This window comes from Methylomagnum sp. (assembly GCF_054333355.1).
The window spans coordinates 1-14,751 of record NZ_JBTEKS010000077.1 but is presented as its reverse complement, the minus strand read 5'-3'; the positions used below and the strand labels follow the sequence as shown (position 1 = coordinate 14,751).

Annotated in this window: 13 protein-coding genes and 1 tRNA gene; 7 read left to right on the top strand and 7 right to left on the bottom strand. The window is 63.0% G+C overall.

All coding sequences use genetic code 11. From position 1 onward, the window contains the following. Positions 1 to 101: 101 nt before the first annotated feature. The 4 genes from ACXWUF_RS08350 to ACXWUF_RS08335 form a co-directional block, all read right to left on the bottom strand. Positions 102 to 416 carry a DUF5132 domain-containing protein gene (locus tag ACXWUF_RS08350; protein WP_458494208.1) on the bottom strand — a complete coding sequence of 105 codons (315 nt, stop codon included), beginning with the start codon at positions 414 to 416 and terminating at the stop codon, positions 102 to 104. Positions 417 to 436: 20 nt separating this feature from the next. Next, positions 437 to 1,243 (bottom strand): EcsC family protein, encoded by an 807-nt coding sequence (locus tag ACXWUF_RS08345; protein WP_458494207.1) that lies wholly within the window; start codon positions 1,241 to 1,243, stop codon positions 437 to 439. Positions 1,244 to 1,495: 252 nt separating this feature from the next. Further along, on the bottom strand, positions 1,496 to 2,212 hold the full coding sequence (locus ACXWUF_RS08340; RefSeq protein ID WP_458494206.1) for a hypothetical protein: 717 nt from the start codon (positions 2,210 to 2,212) through the stop codon (positions 1,496 to 1,498). Positions 2,213 to 2,333: 121 nt separating this feature from the next. Then, positions 2,334 to 3,962 carry an alkaline phosphatase gene (locus tag ACXWUF_RS08335; protein WP_458494205.1) on the bottom strand — a complete coding sequence of 543 codons (1,629 nt, stop codon included), beginning with the start codon at positions 3,960 to 3,962 and terminating at the stop codon, positions 2,334 to 2,336. A gap of 513 nt (positions 3,963 to 4,475) precedes the next feature. Here ACXWUF_RS08335 and ACXWUF_RS08330 point away from each other — a divergent pair. Both ACXWUF_RS08330 and ACXWUF_RS08325 read left to right on the top strand, forming a co-directional pair. Then, positions 4,476 to 6,617, top strand: a complete 2,142-nt coding sequence (locus tag ACXWUF_RS08330) for a PP2C family protein-serine/threonine phosphatase (protein ID WP_458494204.1) — start codon at positions 4,476 to 4,478, stop codon at positions 6,615 to 6,617. Then, positions 6,574 to 7,809, top strand: coding sequence for a PhnD/SsuA/transferrin family substrate-binding protein (locus tag ACXWUF_RS08325; RefSeq protein WP_458494203.1), 1,236 nt, complete (start codon positions 6,574 to 6,576; stop codon positions 7,807 to 7,809). Before ACXWUF_RS08330 ends, ACXWUF_RS08325 begins: the two co-directional genes overlap by 44 nt. 69 nt (positions 7,810 to 7,878) lie before the next feature. Here ACXWUF_RS08325 and ACXWUF_RS08320 read toward each other — a convergent pair. From ACXWUF_RS08320 to phaE, 3 genes are all read right to left on the bottom strand, one after another. Continuing rightward, positions 7,879 to 7,954, bottom strand: a tRNA-Glu gene (locus ACXWUF_RS08320). Between the two features lie 127 nt (positions 7,955 to 8,081). Next, positions 8,082 to 9,137 (bottom strand): class III poly(R)-hydroxyalkanoic acid synthase subunit PhaC, encoded by a 1,056-nt coding sequence (locus ACXWUF_RS08315; RefSeq protein ID WP_458494202.1) that lies wholly within the window; start codon positions 9,135 to 9,137, stop codon positions 8,082 to 8,084. Positions 9,138 to 9,238: 101 nt separating this feature from the next. Beyond that, the gene (gene phaE / locus ACXWUF_RS08310) at positions 9,239 to 10,363 is read right to left on the bottom strand and encodes a class III poly(R)-hydroxyalkanoic acid synthase subunit PhaE (protein ID WP_458494201.1); all 1,125 of its coding nucleotides are present in this window, start codon (positions 10,361 to 10,363) and stop codon (positions 9,239 to 9,241) included. A 495-nt stretch (positions 10,364 to 10,858) separates the two neighbouring features. Here phaE and ACXWUF_RS08305 point away from each other — a divergent pair, with 495 nt between their 5' ends. The 5 genes from ACXWUF_RS08305 to phaR all read left to right on the top strand — a co-directional run. Continuing rightward, complete coding sequence (locus tag ACXWUF_RS08305) at positions 10,859 to 11,215, top strand: phasin family protein (RefSeq protein WP_458494200.1); 357 nt, start codon at positions 10,859 to 10,861, stop codon at positions 11,213 to 11,215. 220 nt (positions 11,216 to 11,435) lie between these two features. Then, complete coding sequence (locus ACXWUF_RS08300; RefSeq protein ID WP_458494199.1) at positions 11,436 to 12,614, top strand: acetyl-CoA C-acetyltransferase; 1,179 nt, start codon at positions 11,436 to 11,438, stop codon at positions 12,612 to 12,614. A gap of 117 nt (positions 12,615 to 12,731) precedes the next feature. Further along, positions 12,732 to 12,965, top strand: coding sequence for a hypothetical protein (locus ACXWUF_RS08295; protein ID WP_458494198.1), 234 nt, complete (start codon positions 12,732 to 12,734; stop codon positions 12,963 to 12,965). 464 nt (positions 12,966 to 13,429) lie between these two features. After that, complete coding sequence (gene phbB / locus ACXWUF_RS08290) at positions 13,430 to 14,179, top strand: acetoacetyl-CoA reductase (protein ID WP_458494197.1); 750 nt, start codon at positions 13,430 to 13,432, stop codon at positions 14,177 to 14,179. 133 nt (positions 14,180 to 14,312) lie between these two features. Beyond that, positions 14,313 to 14,751: polyhydroxyalkanoate synthesis repressor PhaR (gene phaR / locus ACXWUF_RS08285; protein ID WP_458494196.1), on the top strand; the 439-nt coding region annotated here is incomplete at its 3' end.

Below are 14,751 nucleotides of genomic sequence, written 5' to 3'. Positions count from 1 at the left end.
GGTGCGACGCGCGGACGCGGGGGAGCGGGCTTCAGCCCGCGACGGGCTGGCAATTAATCGCGGGCTGAAGCCCGCTCCCACAGTGAGATGATCCTGGGTGGTCAATCCTCGGGCGAAACGAAATCCCCCGCGCCCACGGTTTCCCCGGCGGCGGCGATGCCTTCCTCCATGCGCCGATCTTCCGCCAGTTCGCTTTTGACCTCCGCCACCATGTCCTCAAAGTTCTCCTCGGCGGCGGCCAGGAATTCCCGGCCCTTCTCGAAGAACAGGATGCCGGTCCTCATCATCGAGCGGGCGGCGGGTTTCGCCACCACGGCGAGGATGGGCACCGCCGCCGCCACGCCCACGCCGATGGCGACGCCCTTCGCCACGTCGTTCTTCAACAAGCCTTTCAATAATTCGTCCACGTTAGCCATGTTTTTCCTAAAAGTGATGATTACCGCAGCGGCAACAGGCGTTGATATTCCGCCTGGATGAGTTCGGGGCAGTATTTCCGTTCCAGCCGCCGCACGGTGAAATGGGCGCGGGCCATGTCCTGGAAATGCTGCATGAAGACGCTGTTCACGAAGGCGCCGCCGAGGGCACCGACCACCGGCACCAATTCCGCCGCCGCCTTCTGGGAGACCACCACGCCGAAGCGGTTGGAAAGACACAGGATCAAGTCCACCAGCATGGGCGAACCGGCCCCACCCCTGAGGCCATGTTGGGCGATGTAGTTGCCCGTGCCCGCCAGCGGCGCGGCCAAGGCCAGCCGCAGGCCGTAATAGCCAATGTCCGCCGCATCGTCCTGATTGCTGCGGCCGCCCAGGGCAAACACTTCCAGGCAGGCCAGCCGGGCTTCCAGGGAGTCCAAGTCCTCGCCCTCGCTGCGGGCGATGTCGGCGATGGTTCGCAGCATCAGCGTCGTGGTGATGGGCAATTCCGCCACCAAGGCCGGGCCACCGAAAAAGCCGCCCACCGCGCCCGTCGCCATCCCCATGGCTTTGTGCAAGGTGTTGCTGGCCTTGCCCTGCTTGTTCTTGAGGCTGCCCACCGCCACTTTCAGCGCTTGGCCGATGGCCTTTTCCACCGTCCCGTGCAAGCTGTGCCACCACGTCCGGGGCAACAGCTTGAGTCCCATTTCGATGGGCGTGCCCATGACGTTGGTCAGGCGGACGGCGAAGCTGGGATGTTCCAGATGCTCCTGGGCACGGCGCAGGTCCAGGAAATCTTGGGGGGCCAATGCCAGGGGGAATGTACTCATGGCAATCACGCTAGGAAAAACTTAAAGATGGACGCAGATTGAGACGATGTGACGGAAGATAGCGGGGGATTCTTAAGGTTTCATGACACGGCGCGAATCAGGCTTGCCGCCTAGCGCGTTTTCGGATTGGATGTCTGGCCCGTGGGAGTGGGCTTTAGACCACGTTTTGAACAACGGGCCGCGGGCTGAAGCCCGCTCCCACGACATGGCTATCCGTACACTCGGAATGAAAATGCTCTAGTCCACGCCGGATCAATGCTGATGCTCGTGGCTGTGGCCGAATTCCGCCCCATGCAGAATCCGCTTCACGAACGGGTCGCTCTCCATGTCCCCCAGATCGGCGTAGTCGAGGCTGGCGTAGTCGCGGGACGTGTCATGCGGCCAGGGTGCCCGGTTCAGCGGGTAAGTTTCCCGCAGGGTCACGGCGATTTCCCGTTCCGGGGAGCGCTGCCGGATCAGGCCGGGAATGTTTTCGTGTTCCAGCCACCACACCTCGTATTCCACCCCTTCCGCCACGCCGACATAGCGCAGCGCGGGTCGGCCAGCGAGGCTTTCGCGGCCTTGGAACACCAATTGGGCATTCAACAGGCTCGGGTCGAGCAGCAAGGCCACCCTGTGCCACTGCGGTTCGCGGTGCAGCGCCCGCAGGTCGTCGGGGTTGGATTCCACGACCTTGCGGTCCCGGTGGTAGATGCGTTCGTAGAAGATCAAGCCCTTGACGCTGCGGCGCCAGATTTCGCCCTCGTCGGTGTCCAGGGAGCGGGTTTCCACCAAGTCCGCGTCGCGCCAGAAGCGCCAGCGCTTAATGTGGCGGTGGGCGTCCCCATCGGGGTCGGTGATGACCGTTTCGTATTCGGCGGCGATGGGCGTCAGGGCGTTGCCGTCGAGATTCAAACGCGGCGGCGTGTGGCTGGCGCAGCCGGACAGCCCGGCCAGGGTCAGGCAGGACAATAGCGCTAGGATTCGCATGGGGGTGTGGCGTCGAAAAAAATCGGTGAGTGGCGGCGGGCTGCCGCGTGGCGCGGGGGAACGGCCGGCCCTCCGTGGCCGGGTGTGCCGGACAAGGCTCCGGCTTAGGCGGGACGTTCCGTCACTTCTTCATTTTCAAGGCTTCCGCCATGACGTGGTAGATGACGTTCTGCTCCTGGGTGCCCTGCATCAGATGCGCCTGCGGGCCGCCGGCGTAGATCGCCACATCCTCGCCCGCGTGGGTTTCCGCGCTCATCGGTACCAAGCCTTCCTGGAGGTAGGACGGATCGGCGGTGTCCACCGCGTTCAGGTCCGGGCGGCCCGTGGCCGGGTTATAGGCGACCGGGGTATGGCCCTCGCTGCCCGCGCCGTTGGCCATGTTGGGCGTGAAGGATTTCGGACCCGCGACCTGGAGCGGCTTGGTCTTGGCCGCGTCGCTGAAGGACGCGCCCACATAGCCGGGACCGTTGGCGTAGGACAGGGTGGTGTAGGGCAGGCCGAGCAAGTCCTTGCTGAAGCCGGTTTCACCCGCCCCGACCACCTTGCCCAGGATGGGATTGCCGCGCTTCGGATAGCCCGCGATGGTGAAGACGTGGCTATGGTCAGCCGTCACCATGACGAGCGTGTTCTTGGTGTTGGTCATCGCCAGGGCGGTCTTGACCGCTTCCGACATCGCCACGGTGTCGGTCAGGGCGCGGTAGGCATTAGAGGCATGGTGGGCGTGGTCGATGCGCCCGCCCTCGATCATCAGGTAATAGCCCTTCTTGTTCTTGCTGAGGATTTCGATGGCCTTCTTGGTCATCTCCGCCAGCGAGGGTTCGCCCGCCGGGTCCAGATTGCGGTCGGCCTCGTAGTGCATATGGGAGCGCTCGAACAGGCCCAGTAGGTGCTGGGTGGACTGCGGGTCGATGGCGTCGAACCCGGTCTTGTTCCAAACATAGGCATAGCCCGGCGCCGCGCCGTCCTTGTCCCATTCCTTGTAGAGGCTGCGCCCGTCGGTGCGGCGGCCTTTCTGGGTGGTGTATTCCGGGTCGGCCTCGTCGCTGGTATAGAACTGCGTGCGCCCGCCGCCCAGGGCGACTTCCAGGCCGTCGCCGTAGGGGAAGTCCACCAATTGGGCGGCGATGTCCTTGACGGTCGCGCCGGTCGGCAATTGATAGTTGCCTTCCCAGTCGCGGTTGCCGATGTGCGCGTAGTTCACCGCCGGGGTGGCGTGGGTGACGCGGGTGGTGGTGACGATGCCGGTGGACATGCCCCGCTCCTCGGCCCGCTCCAGGATGGTCTTGAGCGTGTGGCTGGCGATCACGCTGGCGTCCGGCTCGTCGCGTTTGGTGCTCTGATCGACCGCGATGGCCCCGTCGTTGGTCTTGATGCCCGTGACCATGGCCGTCGCCGTGGGGGCCGAATCGGAGGTCTGCTGGTTGGCGCTGGCCGTCACGGAATGGGCGAGGTAGGGCAGGCTCTCGAAAGCCAGGCGGTTGATTTCGCCGTCGCGGTTCTGCATCTGGCCTTCCAGGATGCGGGCGGCGGTGACGGTGGAGACGCCCATGCCATCGCCGACGAACAGGATCACATTCTTGGCGTAGCCCGCGTTGGGCTTCTGGCGCTTCTGCTGCTTGATGGCGTCCTGGCCCAGCGAACGCCAGCCAGCGGGGGAATTTTCAAAGTTGCCGTTCGCGGCCAGGGCGGCGGTCGAGGCGATGGACAGAGTGCCAACGAGCGCCCGAAGGGTGAGATGGGGGACTTTCATGATGACTCCGGGGACGGATTTAAGGGAGTTTGGGAAAGACCCCAATCCTAGATGGGCTTTGTTGCTGATTGGTGATGAACCTGTGTCGAATGCGTGAAATGGCACACGCCAGAGGCTTGGCTTGGGTTGCGGATTCATCGCTCCCACGGTCTCCGTCACTGCCATTAGGTTAAGAATGCGCGGGCTTTGATTTCGTTGGCCGAGCGGAGTCGAACCAGCGAAATCAAAGCCTCTCGGTAGGTTCGCTTCGACTCCGCTCAGCGAACGGGCAGCCTAACTTAATGGCAGTGATGGTCTCTGTGGGAACACTTTCTGGAGCGCTCCGGCGTTCCGATTCGCGGCGCGGGAGCGCCGCCGGATGCGTTCCCACGCCGAGCGTGGGAACGATGGGGAATGCGATGGGCGGGGAATTCTCAATTTTTTGGAACATGGCTCAAGCGCGTCCGCCAGTCATGCCGTCGTAACACAGGCTCACTATAGTGCCCGGTGTCTCGGAATCAGAACGCGAAGCCCATGACCCCCATCGCCGCCACTGCTACTGACCACCCCCCCGCCCAAGTTTCCACGCCCACCATGGGTGATCTCGCCCGCCCGGTGGAGTCCATCGCGCCCGACGCCCCGGTGGCGACGCTGCTGGCCCTGTTCCACAAGCAGGAAGACCTGCTGGCCGTGCCCCTGCTGGGGGGCCGCAAGCGCTACCTCGGCATGGTGTCGCGGCGGGCCTTCATGAGCTTCATGACCCGCGCCTTCGTCCACGAGGTCTACGCCAAGCGGCCCGTGTCGGAGCTCATCAAGGCCATGCCGGAGATGGCGGCACCGCCGGTCAGCCCCGCCCCGGAGGAACGCATCGACCGGGTGCTGGTGGAATACCTGGCCCGCGACCCCGGCATGTTCTACGACGCGCTGCCGGTGGTGGCGGGCGACAGCCTGCTCGGCGTCGTGTCCATCGCCGACATGATGCTGAGCCTGTCGGAATCGCAGAATCAATTGCTCAACGCCGTCCAGAGCCTGGGCGCGCGCCTGAACCGGGAGGTGGCCCTGGCCGCGCAGTTGCAGCGCCAATTGCTGCCCGCCCCGGACATCGACCTGCCGGGCGTGCGGGGACTCGCCACCCTGCTCACCTCCAGCGAGGTGGGCGGCGATTACTACGACCGCTACACGGTGGACGGACGCCACGCGGTGCTGCTGGTGGGCGATGTCAGCGGCCACGGCGTGGCGGCGGGCACCCTGGTCAGCGCGGTCAAGGCGGGCGTGAACATCCTCGCGGCGGAGGGCGAGCGGGTGCCGGAACGCATCCTGGCCCGCCTCAACCGGACCTTGCTGAACACCGCCCAGCAAACCCTGTACATGACCATGTTCGCCGCCTGCCTCGACACCCTGACCGGCGAACTGGCCTACGCCAACGCCGGGCACCAGTTCCCCTATCTGTACCGCGCCATGCTCGGCACCCTGGAAATGCTGGACGCCGGGGGGCTTCCGCTGGGCAAGTCGGAACAGGCCGAGTACCCGCCCGCCTCGACCGAGTTGGATTTGGGCGACCGGCTGTTCCTCTATACCGACGGCATCGTGGAAGAGCTGAATCCCGCCGAGGAACCATTCGGTTACGAGCGGCTGGAAGGCTTGCTGCAAGCCCACGCCGAAGGAGAGTTCACGGCGCTGCGGGACACGCTGCTGGACGCCCTGACGCAACACGCCGGGCGCACCACGTTCGAGGACGACGTGACCCTGTTCTCGGTGGAATACGTCGAGCGGCCCACGCAACCGGCGGACCACGGCACCGCATCCGCCGAGGAATTCCCCAGCCCGCCCGAGCAAGGTTTGGTGCGGCTGCCGGACGCGTGGTATCGGGCCAAGAACGAGCCGATTTCCCCCTATGTGTCGCGGCAAGCCCTGGTGTTCGTGGCGGAACCCGCTTTCGCCGACCTGCTGCCGCGCTTCTCCCAAGATGGCGTGCGCCGCGTGCTGCCGCGCCATCAAGCCATCATCCAGCGACTCGGCTGGGATTCGCTGATTAATCAACATCAGGTGGGCGCCCACCATGCCGACCTCGCCGCCCTGCTGCCCCGCACCGGGACGGTGTGGCGGGAATTGCGGCTGGATCACAGCGACGACAAGGCCTTCGTGATGGAGGAAGGCGCGGCCTTCCTGGAAGAGTCGGGCGTCGGGCCAGAGCATCTGGACGCGGCCCTGCTCGCCATCGACGAATTGCTGGAGAACGGCCTGTACGCCGCGCCGAAGAACGGGCGGGGCGACCATCTGCACGCCAAGGGCGAGCGCCGCCGCCTGAGCCACGACGAGAACCTGAGCCTGCATATCGGCATAGGCCAGGGCGTGCTGGGCCTGTCGGTGGTGGATTCCTGGGGCACGCTCACCCCGGCGGTGTTCCTGCACCGGCTGGCCCGCCACATCGAGGGCGAGGGCTTGATCGCCGGGCGGGGCGGCGCGGGTTTCTATCTGCTGTGGCGGCTGTCCGATTACCTGCAACTGCGGGTGCTGCCCCATCGCCAGACCCAGGCCACCGTGTTGTTCGACCTGACCCGCCCGCTGAACACCGAGGCGGACAGCGGGTTTCAATTCCTTTTTCACAGCGAAGTGCATGAGGCCATCCGCCATGAACCTTCCCTCCCTGACTATCCAGCCAGCGCCGTCGGCTGATGCCACCCAGCAATGCTTCCACCTGCAAGGCGTGGTCGATGTGGACGCGATTCCCGCCCTGGAACCGCTGTACGCGCTCCCGACCAACAGCGAAGTGGAACTGGATTTCGCCGCCGTGCAGCGGGTCAATTCCATGGGGCTGGCGCAGTTGCTCAAGCTGTTCGAGCATTGGCAGGCCAAGAACATCGACATCCGGGTCAGCCGGGCCAACCGCATGACCGGCATGTTGTTCAAGATGACCGGGCTGACCCGCTTCCTGGTGGCGGAGGCACCGGCCCGCGCCGCGCTGGCGGCGAATGGCGGACCCGCGCCGCAAGCTCCGGCCCGGACTCCGCCCATGGCAACCCCGTCCGCCCCGTCCTCGTCCGCTGAGCGGAGTCGAAGCGACGGGGACCGGGCCGAACGGGACCGTCCGCCGCTACACCTCGTGCCGGAATCGGCGGCTCCCAAAGCCCTGGCCTGGCGGGTCCACATGCAGAGCAGCCAGCAACTCAACGGCTGGTATTTCCTCAACACCCATTTGCAGCGCCGGTTGTCCCTCGCCGCGCATCTGGACATCGCCGATAACCTGCTGGGCGGGCTGGACCGTTCCGCCGCCCCGCCCGATTTGGTGTTCACCCGGCCCTTCGACGCGGTGCGCTTGATGACCCGTCACGGCTACCGCCCGCTGGCCCGCCCTTCGAACCAGAGCGATGAAGTGACCCTGCTGGCGCGGGCCGACGACGCCCGCCCCGGCCTCGCCGATTTCGCGGGCAGCCGGGCGGTGGCGGCGTCCCGCGATAGCTTCGTGTATTTGCTGGGCCGGTATCTGCTGGACGAGAGCGGCGTGCCATCCGACAGCCTCCGCTATGTGTTTCCGGGGCACGAGATCAAGGCGGTGCAGACGCTGTTGAAGGGCGAGGCGGATTTGCTGTTCATGCCCAGCGAGAATTATCAACGCTTGTCGGGGATGACCCGGCGGATGTTGCGGGAGCTGGACCACAGCGAGGCGCAGTTCGCCTTTCAGTTGTGGTGCCTGTCGCCCCGGCGGGTGGAATTGGCCGAGCCGTTGCGCGATTTCCTGTTGTCCATGGACAGCGACGAGACGGGGCGGGGCATCCTGGCCGAGTTGGGCTGCGCGGCGTGGGTGGAACCGGCGGCGGAGGACATCGCCATGTTGGAGCGGGTGTATGGCTTGTATGGGGCGGAGTGATGGGGGAAGTGCGCCGTACCACTGGACTAGACACAAAAAAGCCCGGAACTTGCCGGGCTTCTTTTTATTTGGCGTCCCCAAGGGGGTTCGAACCCCTGTTGCCGCCGTGAGAGGGCGGAGTCCTAGGCCGCTAGACGATGGGGACGGCTTAGAAGGGCGCGTAGTCTATCGCGGGAGCCCGCTAATGGCAACCTGTGTCTTTGTCGCACGCCCATTTCTTGGCGTTTCCACTGTAGGTCGGGCTGAAACCCGACCTACAGTGAGCGCGGGCGTCAGTGCGACCGCTCCTTCAGCCACTTCGCCACGGTGGACGGAATTTCCTTCTGCGCCCGGCCACTGACGTAGATGCCGATATGGCCGCCCTTGAAGGCGAACGGCGTGTAATCCCGCGTCCCGACGGCCTTCTCCAACGCGATGGACGCGGCGGGCGGCACCAGATGATCTTCCGTCGCGTAGACATTGAACACCGGCATGGTGACGCGGCTTAAATCCACCTTCTTGCCGCCGAGTTCCAGGTTTCCCTTCACCAGCCGGTTCTCCTGGAAGAACCACTTGATGAACTGCCGATACGCCTCGCCCGCCTGGTCGGGGCTGTCGAAAATCCACTTCTCCATGCGCAGGAAGTTCCGCGTCTTCACCGGGTCTTCCAGCATGTCGGCCATGTCCACGTACTTCTGGCCGGTCAGGCGGAACGGCTTGAGGGACAGGAAGCTCCAGTTCAGCAACTCGCCCGGCACGTTGCCCAGGGTGTCCACCATCAAATCCACGTCCAATCCCCGCGACCATTGACTCAGCACGTTGTCCGGCGTGTGGAAATCCACCGGCGTGACCATGGTGACGAGGTTGCGGACCTTTTCCGGGTGCAGGGCGGTGAAGCACAGGCTGAAGGTGCCGCCCTGGCAAATCCCTAACAGGTTAATGTTGGGCAGGTTGTGCTGGCGGCAGATGAAATCCACGCAGCGGCGGATGTAGCCGTTGATGTAGTCGTCCAGTTCCAGATAGCGGTCGGCGGCGTCCGGGTAGCCCCAGTCGATGAGGTAGACGTCCACGCCCGCGTCCAGCAAGCCTTTGATAAGCGAGCGGTCTTCTTGCAAGTCGGTCATGTAGGGGCGGTTGACCAGGGCGTAGACGATCAGTAGCGGCACCTTGGCCGGGTCGGCGACCCGTGGCCGGTAGTGCAACAGGCTGAGCTTGTCTTCCTTGTGTACGACATCGCAGGGACTGACGCCCACCTCGATGTCGCCGACCTGGCTGAGCGTCACCATGCCATTGGCCATGCGGCGGTTGAAGTCGAAGACTTCTTGAGCGATTTGATCGGGGCGAAACATGGGGCAATCTCCTTGGATTTATTGTTTTCACGGGTGGGAGTGGGTTTTTAGCCCACGATCAGGCCCGGCTGTCGTGGGCTAAAGCCCACTCCCACAAGCGGTTAAGCTTCGCCAGCCGCTTTACGGCCACGGGCGGCGGGCCTTTTGTCGGCACCGGACTCTTCCGAGTGTCCCCGCAACGCCTCCATCTCCCGTTGCAGCGTGGCCACTTCCTCGCGCAAGGCGCGAATGCCGGAATCGTCCAAGGCTTCCTGCAAGCGCCACACCTGCCGCTGCAATTGATGGAGCCGCCGGTGGCTGGTGTCCAGTTCGCGCCGGGTGGGCATGTTCAAGCCGCCCAGCACCTCGTCGATCATTTTTTGTTCTTGGCGTTTCACCGCCATCAGCGTGTTGACCAAGTGGGCCTGCCCACGGGTGAATTCCGCCGTGGTGGCGGCGTCGGCGTAGGCTTCCTCGCCGCAGTCCACCCACAGGTTGTAGAAGTCGCGGAGGGTTTCCGGCGTCTTGGCCTCGGCGCTCAGGTCGTAAAGCTTCTTGCCCAGGATTTCCGACGCCTTGGAGGCGATGCCCGCCAGCACTTGACCGTAGTCGCGGGCGGCTTGGCCGTGTTCCAGCCACAGCCGTTGCCATTCCTTCACCTCGTCCTGCCATTCGCGGGTGTAGCCGAGGTTGGGGATGGCGAACAGGCGGCTCAGGGCGGCTTCGGGCGGCTCGCCGGGTTGGGAGAAACTGCGGAAGACTTTCTCCATGTCGCCCGGCATGGCGGAGCAGGCGGAATAGACCCGCCGCCAGTTGTCCATGGGCATGCCCCAGAAGGTGGCGAACCCGGCCCACGGGTCTTTGCCCGCGCCCACGCCCGTCGCGAAGCCGTCCTGCATCTGCTGGATGCCCTGATTGACCGCCTGCCACCAGGCTTCCGGGTTGGAGGGGGCCGCTTGGCCGGTGGACAGCGTTTTCCACAGCGTCTCGCCCATTTGCAGGTAGCCCCGGTTCGCGTCGGCCAGCTTGGTGGCCCAATCGCGGGATTCGGTCGGCATGGCACCCGTCGCCAATTTGGCCCAAGTGTCGAAGCCCTGCGCCCAGGGGTTGGACGGCTCTTCTTTCTTGCCGACAAATGGCCCGGAGCCTTGGCGGGAGATGTCCATCCAGCTTTGCCAGTATTTCTGCTGCGCGTCGCCCCACAGGGCGGTCCAGTCGTTCAGTCCCAAAGACGCTTGTCCGGTCATGGCGATTCTCCTGATGGAAAGGCTTGGTTGAGAAGTGTATGGTAGAACTATATCAAGATTTTGATGCGTCGCAACATAAAAAATCTTATCGTTCCCACGCTCCGCGTCACCGCCATTTAAGTTAAGGCTACCCGTTCGCTGAGCGGAGTCGAAGCGAACCTACCGAGGGGCTTTGATTTCGCTGGCTTCGACTCCACTCGGCCAACGAAATCAAAGCCTACGCATTTTTAGTTATAGTGGCGTTCATGCGGGTTCGATACCTCTGTAGGGTACGCTGTGCGTACCTTTCAGACCCCGCAAGGTACGCACAGCGTACCCTACAAATTCGCCGTATTGAATCCGGGTGATAAGCGCTGTAATGGCGGTGACGCAAAGCGTGGGAACGATAGGAAGGGGGGCGCTTCAATGGACAGGTTGACAACCCTTCAAAGCGCTACTATGCTGCAACGCAACAGAAAAGGTTTTGTCCAAGCACCCTGCAACAGGAGACCCACCATGAACACCCGTCTATTCGATCAATGGCTGGAAGCAAACCGCGCCGCCCTGGCACCCGTCACCGCGTGGCAAGAACTCGCCGTCGGCACGGCCCAAAAGCTGGCGCAACACAACCTGGCCATAACCCAAGACTACGTCGATTTCGGTAGCCGCCAACTGCAACTGTTGGGCGAAGTGAAAGACCCGCAAAAATGGGTGGCCGAGGAAACTAAGATGGCGGCGGAATACGGCCAGAAATGGGTTGACCGCGTCGGCGATTTCTTCAAGGTCGCCAAGGAAACCCAGGACGCCGTGGGCGTTTGGGCCGACCAGACCGCGAAAACGGCGGTGAACTCTTTCGCGGCGAAGGCTGCCTAAAGTTATCGGTACTTTGGGCGGGGCCGCATGGCCTTAAGCCCATGAACCTAACGGGCTGGCAGTCCAATTCCATGGATGCTGGCCCGATGACTATTACACTGGCTCAGCTTGCCTCGGTGGGAGCGGTTTCCAGCCGCGGTTTTCAGCTTGTCGCGATTGGCAGCCGCGCCCACGGGAATCGCCAGTATGGGCCTTTTTTCGCTTACGTGAGGATGGAGCAATGGAAGAAGTTGTCATAGTCGCCGCCGCTCGAACGGCCATCGGCAAATTCGGCGGCACCCTGGCGAACACGCCCGCGTCCCGGCTGGGCGCGAAGGTCATCACGGAATTGCTGGCCCAGACTGGCCTGGAAGGGCGGCAAATCGACGAAGTGATTTTGGGGCAAGTCTTGACCGCCGGTATCGGCCAGAACGGTGCCCGGCAAGCGGCCATTCAGGCGGGCCTGCCTTTCGAAGTCTCCGCCACCACCTTGAACAAGGTCTGCGGCAGCGGACTCAAGGCGGTGCAATTGGCGGCCCAGGCCATCCGCTGCGGCGACGCACGAGTAGTCATCGCGGGCGGCCAGGAGAACATGAGCCTCGCGCCCCACGTCCTGCCCAATTCCCGCAACGGCCAGCGCATGGGCGACTGGAAGCTCATCGACACCATGATTGTTGATGGCCTGTGGGACGCCTTCAACAACTACCACATGGGCATCACCGCCGAGAACATCGCCGACAAGTTCGGCATCACCCGCCAGGAACAGGACGAATTCGCCGTGGCCTCCCAGCAGAAGGCCGAAGCGGCCATCAAGGCGGGCCGGTTCAAGGACGAAATCATTCCCTTCGAGATTCCCCAGCCCAAAGGCCCGGCCATCGTCTGCGACACCGACGAGTTTCCCCGCTTCGGCGCCAGCCTCGACGGCCTCGCCAAGCTGAAACCGGCCTTCCGCAAGGACGGCACGGTGACGGCGGGCAATGCCTCCGGCGTCAACGATGGTGCCGCCGCTGTGGTGGTCATGTCGGCCAGCACGGCGAGTCGGCTGGGCTTGAAACCCTTGGCCCGCATCGCGGCGGTGGGCCAGTCCGGCGTTGACCCCGCCATCATGGGCACGGGACCGATCAACGCCACCCGGCAAGCGCTGCAAAGGGCGGGCTGGTCCGTGGCTGATTTGGACTTGATCGAAGCCAACGAAGCCTTCGCGGCCCAGGCCATTTCGGTCAATCGCGACTTGGGCTGGGATTTGGCGAAGGTCAACGTCAATGGTGGGGCGATTGCCTTGGGCCACCCCATCGGCGCGTCCGGCGCCCGGATTCTCGTGACCCTGCTGCACGAAATGCAGAAGCGCGACGCCAAGAAGGGCTTGGCGACGCTGTGCATCGGCGGGGGGCAGGGGATCGCGATGGCGGTGGAGCGGTAAATCTTTTATAGGATGGGTAGCGATAGCGGAACCCATCGGACCCTACTACAGCGAGGAATGATGGGTTCCGCAAGAGCTTCCATCCCACCCTACGAGCTATAAAAGAGCGTTATTTCTATGATCGCCCTCGAAATCGAAGCCCCCATCATCAACCACCGGGTTGAAATAAGCAGCGACCAGCTTCCCGCCTATGTCGCTCGCGCCAAGCTGATTGTCATGTATGAAGAAAAAGCCATTGTCCGGGACGAGCGAATGGTATCCCGCGAAGGGGCTTTAGCCGAATTCCGGGCCAACCCTCTCAAGGTTAAAACCTTTATCCCTTTAAGCCGGGAAGAAGCCAATGCCCGGTGAAATATTCATCGACTCGAATATTTGGCTTTACGCCTTAATCGAGGAAGAGAAACCCGATCCTCGCCGGAATATGGCTGATCGACTGATTGCCTCGATTCCACAGCCTACGATCAGCACCCAGGTCATTCGGGAGGTTTCAGTCAATCTACTGAAAAAGACCGCCATGACCGAACCAGTACTTCGTAACCTGGTTTCCAGGTGGTATGTGGATTGCCTGTGGCGGAAGCGACGGAAAGCCAGTTTCTTTTGGCTTCTCGGCTACGGGAATGTTTGGCCTTGAGTTATTGGGATAGCTTGATTGTGGCCGCTGCCTTGGAGACGGATTGCGTCACCCTTTATTCGGAGGATATGCAGCACGGCCAAATCATTAATGGCCGCTTGACGATTTTGAATCCATTTAAAGCAACGTAAATACGCTTTCGTTTTTCTATCATCCCCATCAAAAGATACTTCAGGAGGAATGTATGAGTACACGAGTCGCCGTCGTCACTGGCGGAACCGGCACCATCGGAACCGAAATCTGTAAGCACCTGGCCGCGTCCGGCCATAAAGTGGTCGCGCTGTGCCTGCCCGGCACGCCCGATTGCGTCCCCGACGTGTGGGAAGCCGCCCGCAAGGCCGATGGCTATGACGACGCCAAGGTCTACGGCTGCGATGTCACCAACTTCGACGAAACCGCCGCCGTGTTCGCCAAGATCGAACAGGAAGTCGGACCCGTCGACGTGTTGGTCAACGCCGCCGGCATCACCCGCGACTCGGCCCTGCGCAAGATGGGACCGGACCAGTGGCGGCAAGTCCTGACGGCCAACTTGGACAGCGTGTTCAACACCAGCCGCCAAGTCATCGGCGGCATGATGGACCGGGGCTATGGCCGCATCGTCAACATCTCTTCGGTGAACGGCCAGAAGGGCCAGTTCGGTCAGGTCAATTACGCCGCTAGCAAGGCCGGTATTCACGGCTTCACCATGTCGGTGGCCCGTGAGGGTGCCCGCAAGGGCGTGACCTGCAACACCGTGTCGCCGGGCTACATCGACTCGCCGATGATCATGGCCGTGCCGGAGGAACACCGGGGCAAGATCATGGCGGAGATTCCGGTGGGACGCTTCGGCAAGCCTTCTGAGATTGGACGCTTGGTGGCCTTCCTCGCGGCGGAGGATTCGGGCTTCATCACCGGGGCGGACATTTCCATCAACGGCGGCCAGCACATGGGATGAGGCTATGGCCGGAATTAAATGCCCGATTCGATAACGCTTTGCCGTAGGTCGGGCTTTAGCCCGACAGGTCGGACTGATGTCCGACCTACGAATTCCGGGAGTTATGTTTCGCCAAAGTCCCAAGCGCCAATCCATGGAAAAAGAACGAATCATCAAAAAATACCCGAACCGCCGACTCTACGACACGGTGGTCAGCGCCTACATCACGCTGGAGGACATCCGGCGGCTGGTCAAGGACGGCGTCAAGTTCCGCATCGTGGACGCCAAGACCGAGGAGGACATCACCCGCAGCATCCTGATGCAGGTCATCCTGGAGCAGGAGGAACAGGGCAAACCCATCTTCAGCCGCGAGGTGCTGGAGCAGATCATCCGCGCCTATGGCGACACCATGCAGGGCTTCATGAGCAGTTATCTGGAGCAAAGCCTCTCGGTGTTCACCCAGCAGCAGAAGCTCATGGAAGAGCAGATGGCGAAGCTGATGGAGACGGGGCCGATGTCGGTGTTCGGCGACTTGGCGCGGCAGAACCTCAAGCTGTGGCAGTCCATGCAGGACACCTTCCTGAAAGGCTACG

Bases quoted from the DNA above. Each gene is read 5' to 3' on its own strand.
- ACXWUF_RS08350 (WP_458494208.1), bottom strand. From the start codon at position 416: ATGGCTAACGTGGACGAATTATTGAAAGGCTTGTTGAAGAACGACGTG.
- ACXWUF_RS08345 (WP_458494207.1), bottom strand. From the start codon at position 1,243: ATGAGTACATTCCCCCTGGCATTGGCCCCCCAAGATTTCCTGGACCTG.
- ACXWUF_RS08340 (WP_458494206.1), bottom strand. From the start codon at position 2,212: ATGCGAATCCTAGCGCTATTGTCCTGCCTGACCCTGGCCGGGCTGTCC.
- ACXWUF_RS08335 (WP_458494205.1), bottom strand. From the start codon at position 3,962: ATGAAAGTCCCCCATCTCACCCTTCGGGCGCTCGTTGGCACTCTGTCC.
- ACXWUF_RS08330 (WP_458494204.1), top strand. From the start codon at position 4,476: ATGACCCCCATCGCCGCCACTGCTACTGACCACCCCCCCGCCCAAGTT.
- ACXWUF_RS08325 (WP_458494203.1), top strand. From the start codon at position 6,574: ATGAACCTTCCCTCCCTGACTATCCAGCCAGCGCCGTCGGCTGATGCC.
- ACXWUF_RS08315 (WP_458494202.1), bottom strand. From the start codon at position 9,137: ATGTTTCGCCCCGATCAAATCGCTCAAGAAGTCTTCGACTTCAACCGC.
- phaE (WP_458494201.1), bottom strand. From the start codon at position 10,363: ATGACCGGACAAGCGTCTTTGGGACTGAACGACTGGACCGCCCTGTGG.
- ACXWUF_RS08305 (WP_458494200.1), top strand. From the start codon at position 10,859: ATGAACACCCGTCTATTCGATCAATGGCTGGAAGCAAACCGCGCCGCC.
- ACXWUF_RS08300 (WP_458494199.1), top strand. From the start codon at position 11,436: ATGGAAGAAGTTGTCATAGTCGCCGCCGCTCGAACGGCCATCGGCAAA.
- ACXWUF_RS08295 (WP_458494198.1), top strand. From the start codon at position 12,732: ATGATCGCCCTCGAAATCGAAGCCCCCATCATCAACCACCGGGTTGAA.
- phbB (WP_458494197.1), top strand. From the start codon at position 13,430: ATGAGTACACGAGTCGCCGTCGTCACTGGCGGAACCGGCACCATCGGA.